The organism is Agrobacterium bohemicum (assembly GCF_002896715.1).
Taxonomy (GTDB): domain Bacteria; phylum Pseudomonadota; class Alphaproteobacteria; order Rhizobiales; family Rhizobiaceae; genus Agrobacterium; species Agrobacterium bohemicum.
The window spans coordinates 183,324-200,604 of sequence record NZ_PGEL01000016.1 but is presented as its reverse complement, the minus strand read 5'-3'; the positions used below and the strand labels follow the sequence as shown (position 1 = coordinate 200,604).

Genomic DNA, 17,281 nt, shown 5'->3' with positions numbered 1-17,281 from the left:
CACGCTGACAATCATCCGGCCAAGCCCGGAATACGCCGTGGATGTCATAAGCTACACCACGCTGCGGGACACGATCGCGCTTACCACGCCACGAAATGGGGCATCGAAGGATTTGTCGAAGCCGTGGCGCAGGAAGTCGCGCCTTTCGGAATTGACTTTATCCTCGCAGAACCTGGGCCGACCGCTACCAATTTCGGTGCAGCGCTGGTGCACGCAGAGCCGATGAGCGTCTATGACGACACACCAGCAGGTGCGGTACGCCGCGCCATAAGCGACGGAAATTTTGTGCTGAAAGGCGATGCCGGACGCACCGTGGCGGCGATTATAGAGGCTGCCGATAGCGACAAACCAGCGCTTCGTCTTCCGCTTGGCAGCACCGCGTATGATTCGATTTCAAATGCTTTGCACCAACGGCTGACCGCCCTTGAAGCGCAACGAGACGTCGCATTCTCCGCAGATAGAGCGGACCAGGCAAGCTGAGATCAAGCTATACACCAAATATTTTAAAACGCGGCGTGGAGCAATGAGTCTCCCGCCGCTGTTGCGGCGATCCTTGTTTCATTGCTTTCTGGAACCTGAACGATTGCCGGACGTTTNCGATCGACAATCACCAATAGAAAGTGGCTCGAGATGAACATCAAACATATTGCGGCAGCTATTTTCGGACTTGCCTGCGTGTCGGCAGCAGAAGCACCTCAGAACTACCGCGTGTACGCCGGACCGGACGTCACAAGCGACCCGATCATTCTCGAAGTTTACGACCGGGCGCTGACGAACTGCACCTATGAAGCTGGCATGCCACAATATGGCGCGCTGGAAGCAACACCATACATCTACAATGCAGCCCTCAGAGCATGCCTTTCCCGCCACGGTTTCAGCGACCGAGGCAGCAATGCCTATCCGACCAACAGCCTGTTCTGAAACCGGTAGAAAAAACCGCAGCAAGACCCTGAGAGAAATCAGATAAGCTCGACGTCGATGACACCGGCGGCAGAGCGGAAAGCTGCACCGATCTCTGGCGAGATGCGGTATTTCCCAGGCAGTTCAACTTCGATTTCGCGCTGTCCATCGTCTTTTATGACGACAAAATAGACCGAACCATCACCTCTGTTGAGGTGGTGGACCAGCGTTTTGAGTGGGCTGGAATCGCGGATATAGACGCGGAGCGCCTTTTGCATCTGGACAGATTTTTCCTCCAGCGATTGGGCAGTCTGGATGCGAAGGCCGATGCCTTCTGGGCGCTCTTCCGCCTGAACGGTAACGACCAGCGATTTCCCGACTTCCAGCAGATCACGATACTGGGCAAGACCTTCGGAAANCAGCACAGCCTCATATTGGCCGGACGCATCCGAGAAGGTGATGATACCCATCTTGTTGCCGGTTCTCGTCTTGCGTTCCTGCTTACCGGTAACAGTGCCCGCCAGACGGCCAGCGGTAGCACCCTGTTTCACCGCTGCGGTAAAATCGGCAATGTTCTGCACGCGCAGCTTATCAAGCACAGCGCGGTAGGTATCGAGCGGATGGGCCGTGAGATAGAAACCGAGCACCTGATATTCCCGCAGCAACTTTTCTGACGCCAGCCAGGGCTGGTAGGCAGGAAGCACAAGCTTTNCCGGGCCGCTAGCTCCACCGGAACCGAACATGTCGTGCTGCCCACTGACCCGGCGGCTTTGCGCCAGCTGCGCGTAGCCGATGATGCGGTCCAGCCCGCCGATCAGTTCGGCGCGATCCTTGCCAAAACAATCAAACGCACCGGCATTGATGAGGCTTTCCAAAACGCGACGGTTGATCTGCTTCGNATCGATCCGCAAGCAGAAATCTTCAAGGCTGGCGAAAGGTGTTTCGCCGCGCGCTTCGACGATGTGATCAACCGCGCCTTCGCCAACACCCTTCAGCGCTGCCAGCGAGTAATAGATGCGGTTTTCGCCGGGTTCGAAACGGCGGTGCGACGTCTGCACCGAGGGCGCGACGATCTCAATGCCCATCCGACCCGCATCCTGACGGAAGTCGTTGACCTTTTCGGTATTGGCCATATCCAGCGTCATCGACGCCGCCAGGAACTCCACCGGGAAATGCGCCTTCATATAGGCTGTCTGATAAGAGACGATAGCGTAGGCAGCGGCGTGAGACTTATTGAAGCCGTAATTCGCGAACTTGGCCAGCAGGTCGAAAATGGTGTTGGACTGCGCTTTCGACACGTCGTTGCGCATCGCACCTTCCACGAAACGCTCGCGCTGTTGGTCCATCTCCTCCTTGATCTTCTTACCCATGGCGCGGCGCAGAAGATCGGCTTCGCCGAGCGAATAGCCAGAGAGAACCTGGGCGATCTGCATCACCTGTTCCTGATAGACGATAACGCCCTGCGTTTCCTTCAGCAGATGATCGATGGTCGGNTGGATCGACTCGATCTCCTCCTCGCCATGTTTACGGGCGTTGTAGACCGGAATGTTCTCCATCGGACCCGGACGATACAGCGCGACGAGCGCAATGATGTCCTCGATGCAGTCCGGGCGCATGCCAATAAGCGCCTTGCGCATGCCAGCACTTTCCACCTGGAACACGCCGATGGTTTCGCCGCGCGACAGCATCTCGTAGGTTTNCTCATCCTCCAGCGGAATAGCCGCCAGATCGACTGCAACGCCGCGCCTTGCGACGAAATCCACCGCCACTTTCAAAACGGTCAGCGTTTTCAGTCCGAGAAAGTCGAACTTCACCAGCCCCGCGCTTTCCACCCATTTCATATTGAACTGGGTGACTGGCATATCCGAGCGCGGGTCTCGATACATCGGCACAAGCTTGGACAGCGGCCGGTCACCAATGACGATACCGGCGGCGTGGGTGGATGCGTGACGATAGAGGCCTTCGATCTTCTGGGCGATATCCAGAAGACGGGCAACGACCGGCTCCTTGTCAGCCTCCTCTTGAAAACGCGGCTCTTCTTCGATGGCCTTGGACAACGTCGTCGGGTTGGCAGGGTTGTTCGGCACCAGCTTGCAGATGCGGTCCACCTGCCCGTAGGGCATTTCCAGCACACGCCCCACATCGCGCAGCGCGGCACGCGCCTGCAACGAACCGAAGGTGATGATCTGCGCCACCTGCTCGCGACCATACTTCTTTTGCACATAGCGGATCACCTCTTCGCGGCGATCCTGACAGAAGTCGATATCGAAGTCGGGCATCGATACGCGTTCCGGATTGAGGAAGCGCTCGAACAGCAAGGAGAAGCGCAGCGGATCGACATCGGTGATGGTCAAGGCGTAGGCGACGAGCGACCCCGCACCGGAACCACGGCCAGGGCCGACGGGTATATCCTGATTCTTCGCCCATTTGATGAAGTCCGCAACGATGAGGAAGTAGCCGGGAAACTTCATGCGCTCGATGACGCCGAGTTCGAAATCCAGCCGGTCGCGATATTCCTGTTCGGTATAGCCCGGCGCCATGCCAAGTGCTGCAAGCCGCTGGTCCAAACCTTCCACGGCCTGTCTGCGCAACTCCAGTCCTTCGGCGCGGTCGGCCTCATCGGGGTCTTCGCTGGCGCCGGTGAAGCGTGGCAGGATGGGACCACGCTTTTTCAGCACGTAGGAGCAACGCTGGGCGATCTCAATGGTGTTTTCCAGCGCTTCAGGAATGTCGGCAAACAGCGCCATCATCTCGTCACGGCTTTNGAGATAGTGATCGGGCGTCAGGCGAAAACGGCTGTCATCGGAAACGATGGCGTTGTGAGCCACGGCCATCAACGCATCATGAGCATCGTAATCTGCGCGGGTCGGGAAGAACGCTTCGTTGGTCGCTACAAGTGGAACGTCGTGCTCGTAAGCCAGCGTTACCATGCGGCGTTCGTGTCCACGGTCGAAATTGCCCTGACGCTGAAGCTCGATATAGAGCCGGTCGCCGAACAGTTCTTTCAGCGCAAGAAGCCGTCTGGTTGCCTGCGCGGTATGACCTTCCCTCAGCGCCATATCGATAGGGCCGGTGGACGCACCGCTCAACACGATGAGACCGGTATTATCGCCCTCTTCCAGCCAGCTCCTGGTGATGCAGACCGAGGGACCCGTGTCTTCGCCATCAAGATAGGCGCGACTGATCAGGTCCACAAGCCGCTCATACCCTTCAGCATTTGCGGCCAGCACAACGATGGATGGCAGCTTTGAAAGATTGTTATGCCCACGCTTATCATCTGAAGCGTCCTGCATATCGATGGACATCTGGCAGCCGATGATCGGCTGCAAGCCTTCATCCCGCGCTTTTTCGGAAAACTCCAGCGCGATGAAAAGATTGTTGGTATCGGTGATTGCAATGGCGGGCTGACTGTCAGCGACAGCCTTCGCCATGATTTTTTNCAAGGGCAAAGCGCCCTCGAGAAGCGAATAGGCAGAGTGCACACGAAGGTGAACGAAGCCGGGCGTTTTCAGTTCTTTGGCGGCCATGTCGCCGCTTACCAAAATCTTGCCCATCACCGTCATCCCGTCATTCTGAGTCATCGGGATTTTCGGATTTCCTGAAGGCAATGTCCACTGCCCTGAGGTAGTTTACACGGTCATTTCACTTTGAAATGACGGATGCCTGTCACATGGAAGTGAGGATTACCGAGAAGCTGGCGACGAAAACTGCGATGGAAGCGAAGGCTGCGATGTCACGGATGATGTCGGTCATTTGTCTCTCCATACTCTTTATGTTCTAACTTTGTTCTCATTTTGTTTCGTTGTCAACGGCTTTTTTTAGGATGCTGTCTTGTCAACGCACGGAGAATCGATGCGGTTCCGGGCACGATGGAGCAAGCCATTGCCTCCAATGACAAANCCCCGCGCAGCAGATGCTGCACGGGGCTGATGGATGACATGGGTCAGAATTCCAGTGTTGGCGGTGGTGGATCAGAACTCCACGATCTTGCCTTCACTCAAGGTCACACGACGATCCATGCGGCCCGCGAGTTCGTGGTTATGGGTTGCGATCAGGGCGGCAAGGCCGGACTGGCGAACAAGCGCTTCCAGAGCGCCGAAGACGTAGGATGCCGTCTCAGGGTCGAGATTGCCGGTCGGCTCATCAGCCAACAGCAGAAGCGGCGCGTTGGCCACGGCGCGGGCAATAGCCACGCGTTGCTGTTCACCGCCGGATAGTTCTGACGGACGGTGGTCGCCACGGTGACCGATACGCATGTAGTCGAGGAGCGCCGCCGCGCGCTCTTTTGCTTCAGCATGCGGCAGACCGGAAATCAGCTGCGGCATCATAATGTTTNCGAGCGCCGTGAACTCCGGCAGCAGATGGTGGAACTGGTAGACGAAACCGATATCGCTACCGCGAATGGAGGTGCGCTCCTCATCAGACAGATTGCCACACGAGCGACCATTGATGAACACCTCGCCGGCGTCTGGGTGCTCCAGCAGACCTGCGAGATGCAGCAAGGTGGATTTACCCGTGCCAGACGGCGCAACGAGAGCGACAATTTCACCGCTTCTCAGTTCAAGATCGGCATTTTTCAAAATGGAAAGGCTTGTTTCGCCCTGACCGTAGGTCCGTTCCACGCCGGAAAGCCGCAACGCTGTTTTCTTTGCCATGGTGTGAAGCAGTCCTTATTCGTAACGCAGGGCTTGCACAGGATCGAGCTTGGACGCCCGCCATGCCGGAAAGATCGTTGCCAGGAAGGACAAGGTCAGCGCCATGCCAACGACGGTCAGCGTTTCGCTCAGCTGCATTTCCGCCGGAAGCTGGCTGAGGAAATAGAGCTGCGGATCGAACAGAACCGTCCCTGAAATCCATGAGAAGAACTGCCGGATCGATTCCACATTGAGACAGACGAGCACCCCAAGTCCGACGCCCGCAAAGGTGCCGACCATGCCAATCGCAGCGCCCGTCATGAAGAAAATACGCATGATGGAGCCGCCGCTGGCACCCATGGTGCGCAAANTGGCGATATCGCTGCCCTTGTCCTTGACCAGCATGATCAGGCCCGAGATGATGTTCAGTGCCGCCACCAGCACGATCAGCGTCAGGATCATGAACATGACGTTGCGCTCCACCTGCAAGGCGGAGAAGAAGGTCTGGTTTCGCTGTCGCCAATCGGTGATGTAAATCTGCCGTTCAGCCGCCGCTTCCACCAGAGGCCTGATGCCATCCACATTGTCCGGGTGAGTCACGAACAGCTCGATGGACTGTACGATGCCTTCATTGTTGAAATAAAGTTGCGCTTCCGAAAGCGGCATATAGATCATCGACGCATCATATTCAGACATGCCAATTTCGAAGACGCCTGAGATCGTATAGGATTTCACACGCGGATTGACACCCATCGGCGTCACGTCACCTTCCGGTGATATCAATGTAATCTGGTCACCCGCCGTTACACCAAGCTGAGATGCGAGGCGCGAGCCGACGAGAACGCCCTGCCCTGACATGAAGCCGACCAGATCGCCTGCCTTGATGTTACCGGAGACTTCCTTGATCTTCTCCATATCTTCGGCACGAACGCCGCGCACCAGCGCGCCGCTGCCCGCACCACCGCGACCGGAGGCAAGTGTCTGACCCTCTACCAGTGGCAGCGCCATGGTAACGCCGGGAACACCAGCGAACCTCTTCGCCAGAGCGTCATAATCTTTCAGCGGTGAATCGATCGGCTGCACGATCATGTGGCCGTTGATGCCGAGAATGCGGGAAATCAGCTCCGTGCGGAAACCGTTCATCACAGCCATCACGATGATCAGCGTCGCAACGCCGAGCATGATGCCGACGAAGGAAAAACCTGCGATGACGGAAATGAACGCTTCCTTGCGGCGCGAGCGCAGGTAGCGCCACGCCACCATGCGCTCGAAGGCCGAAAATGGCCGGGCGGACTTTCCCTTTACGGGTGAGCCTGCACCACTATCAGCCTCGGCTTTNGCCATGTCGTCTCCTTGTCGGCTTTTCAGCCAAGCACCTTGTTCATTGCGGCTTCAACGGTCACGGTTTCACGCGCGCCGGTCTTGCGGTTCTTCACTTCGACCTCGCCAGCAGCGACGCTGCGTGGACCAACGATGATCTGCACCGGTACGCCGATGAGATCGGCCGTCGCAAACTTCTGGCCCGCGCGGTCGTCCGTGTCGTCGTAGAGAACATCCTTGCCCGCGTTGGACAACGAGTAATACAGCTTTNCACAAGCCGCATCACAGGCAGCATCACCAGCCTTCATGTTGATGATGACAACGTCGAAAGGCGCAACCGAGTCCGGCCAGATGATTCCGTTCTCATCATGCGATGCTTCAATGATGGCGGGAACAAGGCGCGTGGGTCCAATGCCATAGGAACCCATGTGGACAAGGTGTTCCTTGCCATCCGGTCCCTGAACCTTGGCACCCATCGGCTCGGAATATTTCGTGCCGAAATAGAAGATGTGACCGACTTCGATACCGCGCGCAGAGAGGCGCTCGCCCTCGGGGATCGCGTCGAATGCAGCTTCATCGTGCATTTCAGATGTGGCGGCATAATCGGTCGTCCACTCATCGAAAATGCCCTGAAGTCCTGCGACATCATCGAAATCAGTGGCGTCGGAGGGAATGCCGCGATCCAGGAAGCTCTTGTGGCAGAACACTTCCGATTCACCGGTATCCGCCAGAATGATGAATTCATGACTGTGATTGCCACCGATTGGGCCGGTATCGGCGCGCATGGGAATGGCCCGCAGACCGAGACGCGAGAAGGTGCGCAGATAGGCGGTGAACATCTTGTTATAGGAGTGGATAGCGTCTTCCTTGGTCAGATCGAAGGAATAGGCATCCTTCATCAGGAATTCACGCGAGCGCATGGTGCCGAAACGCGGGCGTACCTCGTCACGGAACTTGAGCTGAATGTGATAGAGGTTCAGCGGCAGGCTCTTGTATGACTTTACATAGGACCGGAAGATGTCTGTGATCATCTCTTCATTGGTCGGACCATAGAGCATCTGGCGGTCCTGACGATCCTTGATACGCAGCATTTCCTTGCCATAATCGTCATAACGACCGCTTTCCTGCCAAAGCTCGGCAGTCTGAAGCGTTGGCATCAAANGCTCGATCGCGCCGGAGCGATCCTGCTCTTCACGGACGATCTTGTTGACCTTATCCAATACGCGTTTGCCCAGCGGCAACCAGGAATAAATGCCCTGGCTCTGCTGACGCACCATGCCTGCACGCAGCATGAGGCGATGCGAGACGATTTCCGCTTCCTTGGGATTTTCCTTGAGGATGGGCAAAAAGTAACGGCTAAGACGCATGGTGGTTTCCATTCTGTGGCGAAACACCGATTTGACACGGGAATCGCCGGAATAAAGGGACATTTGCGCCGTACATAGCGGTTTCCGCATCAGAAAGAAACCCGCTCTCAAACGCCTTGCCATGTTGATGGCACCGATGCGCTATCGATTCTTTNCAGGACGGAATTCTGAGGGCACCGAAGGTCTGCCACCATGTTGCAATCAGGTAAAATTGTGCTTCGTGGCACTTCTGCGGCGAATTTGTGAGACGACTTTCGCCCCTGAACGGTTACAGGAGGAATATTATTGCCGCTAAGGTGCGACATATCGCTTCAGGAGGAATTTTCTGCCGACTGTAACAAAAATGCAAAAANTCTAATGACAACTGCCTATGATTGAGCTAGTTTNGGCTCACAAAAGAGGCAGGAAGTTTAAATTCTTGTCATTTTCGCGGTCAGTCTTGGGAGGATGAGATCTTAGGCGCGCTCTAGCGCAGCCCCGGTAACGGTTACAGATCACGCGAAACTAAAGAACAAGGCTGAAATGCCTTGTTTTTTTTNGCCTTAAGCTCACCAGACCTGAAGCGCGAAGCAGATTTCGACTTAATCGCGTCAGTCAACGTGTCGGGTGCGTCCATAACAACAGTGCGCTCCCTCTATGGCGTGGGCAGATGACAGTTGAATGACGAAATCAGTCGTAAACTGGAATGATGCGCGGCAGATCATCCATGGTGAAACCAAAATACCACGTTGTCAGATACCAAGCGCCACAGATGAGCAGTGAAATCAGCGTCGTCAGCAACACGATCTTGCCACCGCTGAACCGCGATGGCGCGCTGGCGACAGTTCCAAGCGCCACATTTCCATCTTCGGATTGCGTGCGCAGACCAATCGGCAGGACAATGAACAGCACCGTCCACCAGACGATGAAAAAGACGGCAAAAGCCGAAAGCCACGGCATATCTTAAACCTCTCATATTGTCGTCGTGAACGAGCCACGCGCCTAAGGCCGACTCAGACCTGTTCAATCTCTATCAGAGTACCGAAGAAATCTTTCGGATGGAGAAACATCACTGGCTTGCCATGCGCGCCGGTTTTCAGTTCGCCACTCCCCAGCACCCTCGCCCCCTGTTGTTTCAAGTGGTCGCGCGCAACGATGATGTCGTCCACTTCATAACAAATGTGGTGCATGCCGCCGGAGGGGTTCTTTTCCAGGAAGGCGGCAATCGGTGAATCTTCACCAAGCGGTTCCAACAATTCCACCTTCGTGTTGGGCAGTTCGATGAACACCACCGTCACGCCATGTTCCGGCAAAGCCTGAGGCTGAGAGACATCAGCACCCAAGGTATCGCGGTAGGTTGCGACGGCCGCTGCCAGATCCGGCACGGCAAGTGCCACGTGGTTGATACGACCGAGCATGCTTTCCTCCCGAAAACGGCGGTCGAAGCGCCCTGCGCCTCGACCTGCATATTCGACGTTACACCTTCGTCACGAAGACAGTCACGATAGGCTTCTTGCCCCAGACCTGATTGGCCGTGGCACGGACGGCGCGGCGGATGGATTCCCTGACAACGTTCAAGTCCTTGCGACGGGCGCGCGGAATGCTTTCGACAGCGCTGAGCACGGCGTCATAGAGCGTGTCTTCCATGGCTTCGCCTTCGTCATCGAACTCCGGCAGACCGAACGGCACGACATCGGGATCGCCCTGGAAATCGAACCGGCTGTCGAGCAGGACATTGATCGAAACGTGGCCAGCAAAGGACAGCTTGCGGCGGTCGCCAATACCCATTTCCTCGAAATCACCCAAGAGGCGACCGTCCTTGAAGACGCGGCCATGCGGTGCATCGTCGATGACTTCGGCTGGCCCCGGCGCCAGGCGCAGGATGTTGCCGTTGCGGACCTTCGGAACCTGCCCGATGCCAGCCTGCTCGGCGAGTAGCTTTTGCCCTACCAGATGCGCGGCTTCGCCATGCACGGGAACCAGAATTTGTGGCTTCACCCACTCATACATCTGAAGAAGTTCGCTGCGACGCGGATGACCGGAAACGTGAACCAGCGCTTCATTATCAGTAATGATGTGAATGCCCTGCTCGATCAGGCCGTTCTTGATGTCCTGAATGGCCTTTTCATTGCCGGGAATAGCGCGGGACGAAAACACCACCGTATCGCCGGAGGCGAGCGCAACATTGCGCATTTCGTCACGCGACAGCTTGGCGAGCGCGGCGCGCGATTCGCCCTGCGAGCCGGTGAGGATGACGACGACCTTGTTGCGGGGGATGTAGCCATATTCGTCTTCGGCCAGAAACGGCTTGATGCCTTCCATGATGCCGAGGTCCTGCGAGACGTTGACCACGCGCTTCAACGAGCTACCCAACAGCAAAACTTCACGACCTGCGCGTTCCGCAGCCTGCGCGATGGAGCGAATGCGTCCGACATTGGAGGAAAACGTGGTGATGGCCACACGTCCCTCGGCATTTNCAATGATCTGGCGAAGACCTTCCGACACCTGTTCTTCAGACGGCGAAACGCCATCACGAAGCGCATTGGTGCTGTCGCACATCATCGCCAGCACGCCTTCTTCGCCGACGGCGCGGAAACGCGCTTCATCGGTGAAAGGTCCGAGCGATGGCGCATGATCGATCTTCCAGTCGCCCGTGTGAACGGCATTGCCGAGCGGAGTGCGGATGACCAGCGACATGGGTTCGGGGATAGAGTGGTTGACGCCGATGGCTTCGATTTCGAACGGGCCGACATTGATGCGGTCACCCGCCTTGAATGGCGTGATCGGAATTTCCGCGCGGNTGCCTTCGTAATTACGCTTGGCATCCAGCATGCCAGCGGTGAAGCCGGACGCATAGACCGGTACTTTCAGGCTGGGCCATAGATCATTCAGCGCGCCGTAATGGTCTTCATGCGCGTGGGTTATAATGATGGCTTTGAGGTTTCCGCGCTGTGCTTCAATGAAACTGATATCGGGCAGCACAAGATCGATGCCCGGCAGGTCGAGACCGGCGAAGGTCACGCCGCAGTCTACCATGATCCATTCGCGCTTGGCCGCAGGACCGTAGCCATAAAGCGCCAGGTTCATGCCAATTTCGCCAACACCACCGAGCGGCAGGAATACAAATTCGTCTTTTGTCGTCATTGCGTGTTTTGTCCAATCATGGTCGCTACCGCCTCGCCTTCTAAACGCGCGCGGGTGAAGCGATAAGCACCGGTTTNCATCATCCGACCCACTCAGCCGATGCGTGGCTGAAAGGGCGTCCTGCATTTACCGAGCAGCAGACATGCTCCAGATTCGAGTGGCGAACGTCGGCGCGGTCTACGCACCGTGCGGTTCAGCCGAAAAATACGTCACCGGCAGCGATGGAGCGCAAGGGGCCATCGTCTTCCTCCAGCAGCAGGAAACCATTATCATCAATTCCAGCAAAACGCCCGCGAATAGACTGGTTGGGCAGATTGACCGAAATCGGCTCGCCTATGCCGCAGGCGGCGGAACGCCACAAACGAACGATTTCCGCCACGCCCTGCCCGCGATTCCACAGCCCAAGAACGTGGGCTGTCTCACGAAACAGATGCGCAAAAAGTTCGTCAGGACCACAGGATGCACCATGTTCGCCCAGTCTAGTGACCGGGTAAGCAGGATTGTCGGGCATATGGGCGATGTTGATTCCAATGCCGATGACCAGCGCTGCGCGTCCATCCGCCAAGGTCTCGGCCTCCATGAGAATGCCGCAGGTCTTTTTGCGCCCGATGAGAATATCATTCGGCCACTTGATCTCAAGCGGCGCACCATCTGGCGGCAAAACCGCACCGACAGCACGGTAAACCGCGAGCGCAAAGGCAAGTGGCAGAGCGCCGATGCTTTCCATCGGCGCAGGATCGATCAAAAGAAGAGAGGCATAAAGGTTGCCGGGTTCCGAAACCCAAGGCCTGCCACGACGACCGCGCCCGCCGGTCTGCCTGACGGCAGTGACCCAAAGACAACCTGGGTCACCTGCCCTTGCACGATCAAAGCATTCGACATTGGTGGAGGAGGTTTCCATCAAAGCCTCGTGCCGGAAGTCATCCAATGACGTCAGGCCCGGTCTATGCAAAGTCTCACTCAAAAGAACGTCTTAGCTGCGGCATCAACCGCATTGCCCAATGCACCACCGAAGACGATGAAGGCAACGACGAAGAGGCCGGACAGCGCGTAAACGATACGCAATTCGCCAGACGCCTTTTCAAATCCACCGTCCTTTGCGTCATCGAACCACATGATCTTGACGATGCGAAGGTAGTAATAAGCACCAACGACCGAGGCAATAACACCGATGACAGCGAGCGGATAAAGCTTGGCTTCGATGGCGGCAAGGAAAACGTAGTACTTGCCGAAGAAGCCAGCCAACGGCGGAATACCAGCCAGCGAGAACATCATTGCCGTCAAAATCAGCGCCATAAATGGATTGCTGGACGCCAGACCGGCGAGATCGTCAACGCTTTCGACATTACCTACGTCCTTGCGGCGCATGGCTAGGATGCAGGCGAAGGTGCCGAGCGTCATTCCCATGTAAACGGCCATGTAGATCAACACGCCCGAAACGCCAGCTTGTGTACCGGCAGCCAGACCGACCAGGGCGTAACCCATGTGGCTAATCGAAGAATAGGCCATCAGGCGCTTGATGTTCTTCTGGCCGATGGCGGCAAAAGCACCGAGCAGCATGGATGCAATCGAGATGAAGACGACGATTTGCTGCCAATCGGCAAAGACCGGCTGAAACGCGTCAACGACGATACGAACAAAGATCGCCATGGCACCGACCTTGGGGNCCGCGGCCAGGAATGCCGTAACGGTCGTTGGCGCACCTTCATAAACGTCGGGAGTCCACATGTGGAACGGCACTGCGGAAATTTTGAACGCCAGACCTGCCAGTACGAAGACCAGACCGAACACGAGGCCGAGGGAACGGGTCTCGGACGCCAGAACGGTTGCGATTTCGTTGAAGCCGGTGTTGCCGGTAAAACCGTAAACCAGCGACATGCCGTAAAGCAGCATGCCCGAAGACAGAGCGCCGAGAACGAAATATTTCAAACCGGCTTCCGTGGAGCGCAGGCTTTCGCGGTTGATGGCGCAGATGACGTAGAGCGCCAGCGACTGAAGCTCCAGCGCCATGTAGAGCGAAATCAGGTTGTTGGCCGAGATCATCAGAAGAATGCCGAGCGTGGCCAGAACCAGCAACACCGGATACTCGAAACGACCGATCGGCTCGACGCGNCCATGGCCGACGGACAGTATCATGGCGACAATGGCACCGATCAGCGCCAACACCTTCATGAAGTTGCCGAAAGCATCTGCGACGTAAACGCCGCCGAAGGCTTCACCCGTTGCCGGTGCAAAGATGATCCAAAGACCGACGACGACCAGAAGAGCCACGGAAAGACCCATGACCGTATTGGTCGACTTGTCCCCGGAGAAGACCCCAATCATGAGCAGCGCCAAGGCGCCGACCGCAAGGATCAGCTCGGGCGTCGCGATGCGCAGACTGGCAAAAAGAATTTCAGCGGTCATGTCCTACGGGTCCTGTCGTCAGTTCAGAGAAAGCGCAACATTCTGCGCTGCCTGCAATGCGGCCGTATAATTATTGATCAAAAGGTCCACCGACGCTGCCGTAGCATCGAAAACCGGCGCCGGATAGACGCCGAAGAAAATCGTCAGCGCCACCAGCGGGTAGAGAATGATCTTTNCACGTGTCGAAAGATCAAGCAGGGACTTCAGGCTTTCCTTTTCCAGCGCACCGAAAATGACCCGGCGATAAAGCCACAATGCATAGGAGGCGGAAAGAATGACGCCTGTTGCCGCAAATAGCGCGGCCCAGGTGTTGGCGCGGAACACGCCGACGATCGTCAGGAATTCACCGACGAAACCGGATGTGCCGGGCAAACCGACATTGGCCATGGTGAAGACCATGAAGGCGACAGCATATTTCGGCATATTGTTGACGAGACCGCCGTAAGCGGAAATCTCGCGAGTATGCAGACGGTCATAGATGACGCCAACGCAGAGGAAGAGCGCGCCAGAGACAATGCCGTGCGACAGCATCTGGAAGATCGCACCCTGCACGCCCTGAACATTGGCGGCAAAGATACCCATGGTCACGTAGCCCATATGAGCGACAGAGGAATAGGCGATCAGCTTCTTGATGTCATCCTGCATCATCGCGACCAGCGAGGTGTAGATGATGGCAATGACCGACAGCGTAAAGACGAATGGCGCAAAGTGGTCCGATGCAATTGGGAACATCGAGAGCGAGAAACGGATGAAACCGTAACCACCAAGCTTCAGCATGACGCCAGCCAGAATGACCGAGCCTGCCGTCGGTGCCTGAACGTGGGCATCGGGCAACCAGGTGTGAACAGGCCACATCGGCATCTTGACCGCAAAGGCAGCAAAGCAGGCAAGCCATAGCCACGTCTGCATGCCTGCCGGGAAGCCGTGCTTCAAAAGTTCCGTCATATCAGTCGTGCCAGCCTGCCAGTACATCGCCATGATGGCGAGCATCGTCAGAACCGAACCGAGCAGCGTGTAGAGGAAGAATTTGTAGGAGGCGTAGACGCGATCCTTCCCGCCCCACACGCCGATGATGATGAACATCGGAATGAGTGTGGCTTCAAAGAAGACGTAGAAGAGAACAGTGTCGAGCGCGACGAACACGCCGACCATGACGACTTCCAGGAGAAGGAAGGCGATCATGTATTCCTTGAGGCGCTTCTCGATGGAATTCCAGCTGGCCAGCACGCAGAACGGCATCAGGAACGTCGTCAAAATGACGAACAGCATGGAGATGCCGTCGACGCCCAGATGATAGGCGGCGATCTTGCCGAACCAGGCATGCTTTNCGACCATCTGGAAACCCGGGTTCGAATTGTCGAAACCGATCCAGATGAAGAGGGACAGCACGAAAGTGAAGACCGTCGTCAGCAGCGATACGTTGAGAATGTTACGGCGCCCGAAGGGGCCGTTTTCATTTGTCAGAAGCAAAAGCACCACGCCGACCAGCGGCAGAAAGGTGACCGTTGAAAGAATAGGCCAATCGGTCATCACAGGGCACTCCCGAGCATCATCCAGGTGACAAGCCCGGCAATACCGATCAGCATCGCAAAGGCATAATGATAGAGGTAACCGGACTGCAGACGAACGACGCGGTTGGTCACATCAGCCACGCGCGCAGCAATACCGTTGGGTCCATAGTGGTCGATAACCGCCACGTCGCCCTTTTTCCACAGGAAGCGGCCAAGCGCCTTTGCGGAGCGAACAAACAGGAAGTCGTAGAGTTCGTCGAAGTACCATTTGTTCAGCAGGAACTGGTAGAGGCCACGATGGGTCTCGGCCAGACGCTTCGGCGTCTCGGGCGACTTGATATAGAAGTACCATGCGGTCACGAAACCAAGAGCCATGGCGAAGAATGGGCTCCACTTGACCCACAATGGAACGTGGTGGAACTCTTCGAGAATTTCGTTGGATGGAAGCGTAAACAGTGCGCCCTTCCAGAATTCCGCATATTCTTCACCGAAGAAATGCCCCTCGAACACGACGCCAGCCAAGACGGCACCAACAGTCAGAACGAAAAGCGGGATCAGCATGACCATCGGCGATTCATGGACGTGGTGCATGACATCAGCTGACGCACGCGGCTTGCCGAAGAAGGTCAGGAACGCGAGGCGCCAGGAATAGAAGCTGGTGAACAGTGCCGCGATGACCAGAAGCGTGAAGGCGAAACCGGCAACCGCATTGTGCGAGGCATAAGCGGATTCGATGATCACGTCCTTCGAGAAGAAGCCTGCAAAGCCAATCATCGTGCCTGGAATACCCACGCCTGTCAGTGCCAACGTACCGACGGTCATGGTCCAGAATGTGATCGGGATGTGCTTGCGCAGACCGCCCATGTGACGCATGTCCTGCTCACCATCCACGGCGTGAATGACCGAACCGGCGCAAAGGAACAGCAGCGCCTTGAAGAACGCGTGCGTGAAGAGGTGGAACACGGCGGCACCATAAGCACCGACGCCAAGCGCCACAAACATGTAACCGAGCTGCGAACAGGTCGAATAAGCGATAACGCGCTTGATATCGTTCTGAACCAGACCGACAGTCGCCGCAAAGAAGGCCGTGATCGCGCCAATCAGCGTCACAAAGGTCAAGGCATCCGGCGACAGTTCAAAGATCGGTGACATGCGTGCGACAAGAAATACACCAGCCGTGACCATGGTGGCCGCGTGAATGAGGGCCGACACAGGCGTCGGGCCTTCCATCGCGTCCGGCAGCCAGGTGTGGAGCAGGAACTGCGCCGATTTACCCATGGAGCCCATGAACAGCAGCAGGCAAACGCCGGTCAGCGCATGCGCCTTGTCCAGTTGCATGCCGAACAGGTTGATGACGACGTCCGTCGATGCTGCGCCGTCGGCAGGCAGATAGGTCCCAGCAGCTGCGAAGATCGTTTCGAAATTGACTGAGCCGAACAGAACGAACAGTCCGGAGATGCCGAGGATGAAGCCGAAGTCACCAACGCGGTTGACGATAAAGGCCTTCATGGCGGCAGCAGAGGCAGATGGTTTCTTGTACCAGAAGCCGATCAGCAGATAGGACGCCAGACCCACGCCTTCCCAACCAAAGAACATCTGCAACAGGTTGTCGGATGTCACCAGCATGAGCATGGCGAAGGTAAAGAGCGACAGGTAGGCGAAAAAGCGCGGACGATGCGGATCGTGATGCATGTACCCGATGGAGTACAGATGAACCAGTGTCGACACGGTGTTGACGACGACGAACATGACGGCCGTCAGCGTATCGATACGGAAGGCCCATTCGACATCGATGCCGCCGGACTGGATCCAACGCAGCACGGTAACCTTGATGACTTCACCAGGCTCGTGGCTGAGAAGCGCCACGTTGATGAAGACCACCCAGGACAGGATCGCAACGATGATCATCAGGCCGGTGGTGACATATTCCGAGGCTTTGGCACCGATGGAGCGACCAAAAAGGCCAGCGATCAGGAAGCCGATCAGCGGAAGAAAGACGATAGCTTTGTAGATCATAGCC

At 56.6% G+C, this 17,281-nt stretch carries 13 protein-coding genes; 2 read left to right on the top strand and 11 right to left on the bottom strand.

Annotation, left to right across the window (positions count from 1 at the left end):
- The coding region (locus CUC55_RS02745) for an SDR family NAD(P)-dependent oxidoreductase (RefSeq protein ID WP_157940898.1) at window positions 1-480 on the top strand (480 nt) is incomplete at its 5' end.
- A gap of 150 nt (window positions 481-630) precedes the next feature.
- Window positions 631-921 (top strand): hypothetical protein, encoded by a 291-nt coding sequence (locus CUC55_RS02740; RefSeq protein ID WP_067652794.1) that lies wholly within the window; start codon window positions 631-633, stop codon window positions 919-921.
- 38 nt (window positions 922-959) lie between these two features.
- On the opposite strand, the gene dnaE is transcribed toward CUC55_RS02740, so the two are convergent.
- From dnaE to nuoL, 11 genes are all read right to left on the bottom strand, one after another.
- Window positions 960-4,454, bottom strand: coding sequence for a DNA polymerase III subunit alpha (gene dnaE, locus CUC55_RS02735; RefSeq protein ID WP_103086908.1), 3,495 nt, complete (start codon window positions 4,452-4,454; stop codon window positions 960-962).
- Window positions 4,455-4,871: 417 nt separating this feature from the next.
- The gene (locus CUC55_RS02730) at window positions 4,872-5,555 is read right to left on the bottom strand and encodes an ABC transporter ATP-binding protein (RefSeq protein WP_103086894.1); all 684 of its coding nucleotides are present in this window, start codon (window positions 5,553-5,555) and stop codon (window positions 4,872-4,874) included.
- A 15-nt stretch (window positions 5,556-5,570) separates the two neighbouring features.
- Window positions 5,571-6,878, bottom strand: coding sequence for a lipoprotein-releasing ABC transporter permease subunit (locus CUC55_RS02725; protein WP_103086893.1), 1,308 nt, complete (start codon window positions 6,876-6,878; stop codon window positions 5,571-5,573).
- Window positions 6,879-6,898: 20 nt separating this feature from the next.
- Entirely contained in the window at window positions 6,899-8,221 is a 1,323-nt protein-coding gene (gene proS, locus CUC55_RS02720) for a proline--tRNA ligase (RefSeq protein WP_103086907.1), read from the bottom strand.
- A gap of 669 nt (window positions 8,222-8,890) precedes the next feature.
- On the bottom strand, window positions 8,891-9,160 hold the full coding sequence (locus CUC55_RS02715) for a DUF1467 family protein (RefSeq protein ID WP_067652788.1): 270 nt from the start codon (window positions 9,158-9,160) through the stop codon (window positions 8,891-8,893).
- 53 nt (window positions 9,161-9,213) lie between these two features.
- Window positions 9,214-9,618: a methylmalonyl-CoA epimerase gene (gene mce / locus CUC55_RS02710; protein ID WP_067652786.1), complete on the bottom strand. Its 405-nt coding sequence runs from the start codon at window positions 9,616-9,618 to the stop codon at window positions 9,214-9,216.
- Window positions 9,619-9,676: 58 nt separating this feature from the next.
- Window positions 9,677-11,344: a ribonuclease J gene (locus CUC55_RS02705; RefSeq protein WP_103086892.1), complete on the bottom strand. Its 1,668-nt coding sequence runs from the start codon at window positions 11,342-11,344 to the stop codon at window positions 9,677-9,679.
- Window positions 11,345-11,537: 193 nt separating this feature from the next.
- A complete protein-coding gene (locus tag CUC55_RS02700; protein ID WP_067652782.1) occupies window positions 11,538-12,245 on the bottom strand; it encodes a biotin--[acetyl-CoA-carboxylase] ligase in 708 nt (235 codons plus the stop codon).
- A 59-nt stretch (window positions 12,246-12,304) separates the two neighbouring features.
- Window positions 12,305-13,750, bottom strand: a complete 1,446-nt coding sequence (gene nuoN / locus CUC55_RS02695) for an NADH-quinone oxidoreductase subunit NuoN (RefSeq protein WP_103086891.1) — start codon at window positions 13,748-13,750, stop codon at window positions 12,305-12,307.
- A gap of 18 nt (window positions 13,751-13,768) precedes the next feature.
- A complete protein-coding gene (locus tag CUC55_RS02690; RefSeq protein WP_103086890.1) occupies window positions 13,769-15,280 on the bottom strand; it encodes an NADH-quinone oxidoreductase subunit M in 1,512 nt (503 codons plus the stop codon).
- Window positions 15,280-17,277 carry an NADH-quinone oxidoreductase subunit L gene (gene nuoL, locus CUC55_RS02685; protein ID WP_067652776.1) on the bottom strand — a complete coding sequence of 666 codons (1,998 nt, stop codon included), beginning with the start codon at window positions 17,275-17,277 and terminating at the stop codon, window positions 15,280-15,282. The genes CUC55_RS02690 and nuoL overlap by 1 nt, the downstream gene beginning before the upstream one ends.
- Window positions 17,278-17,281: the final 4 nt, after the last annotated feature.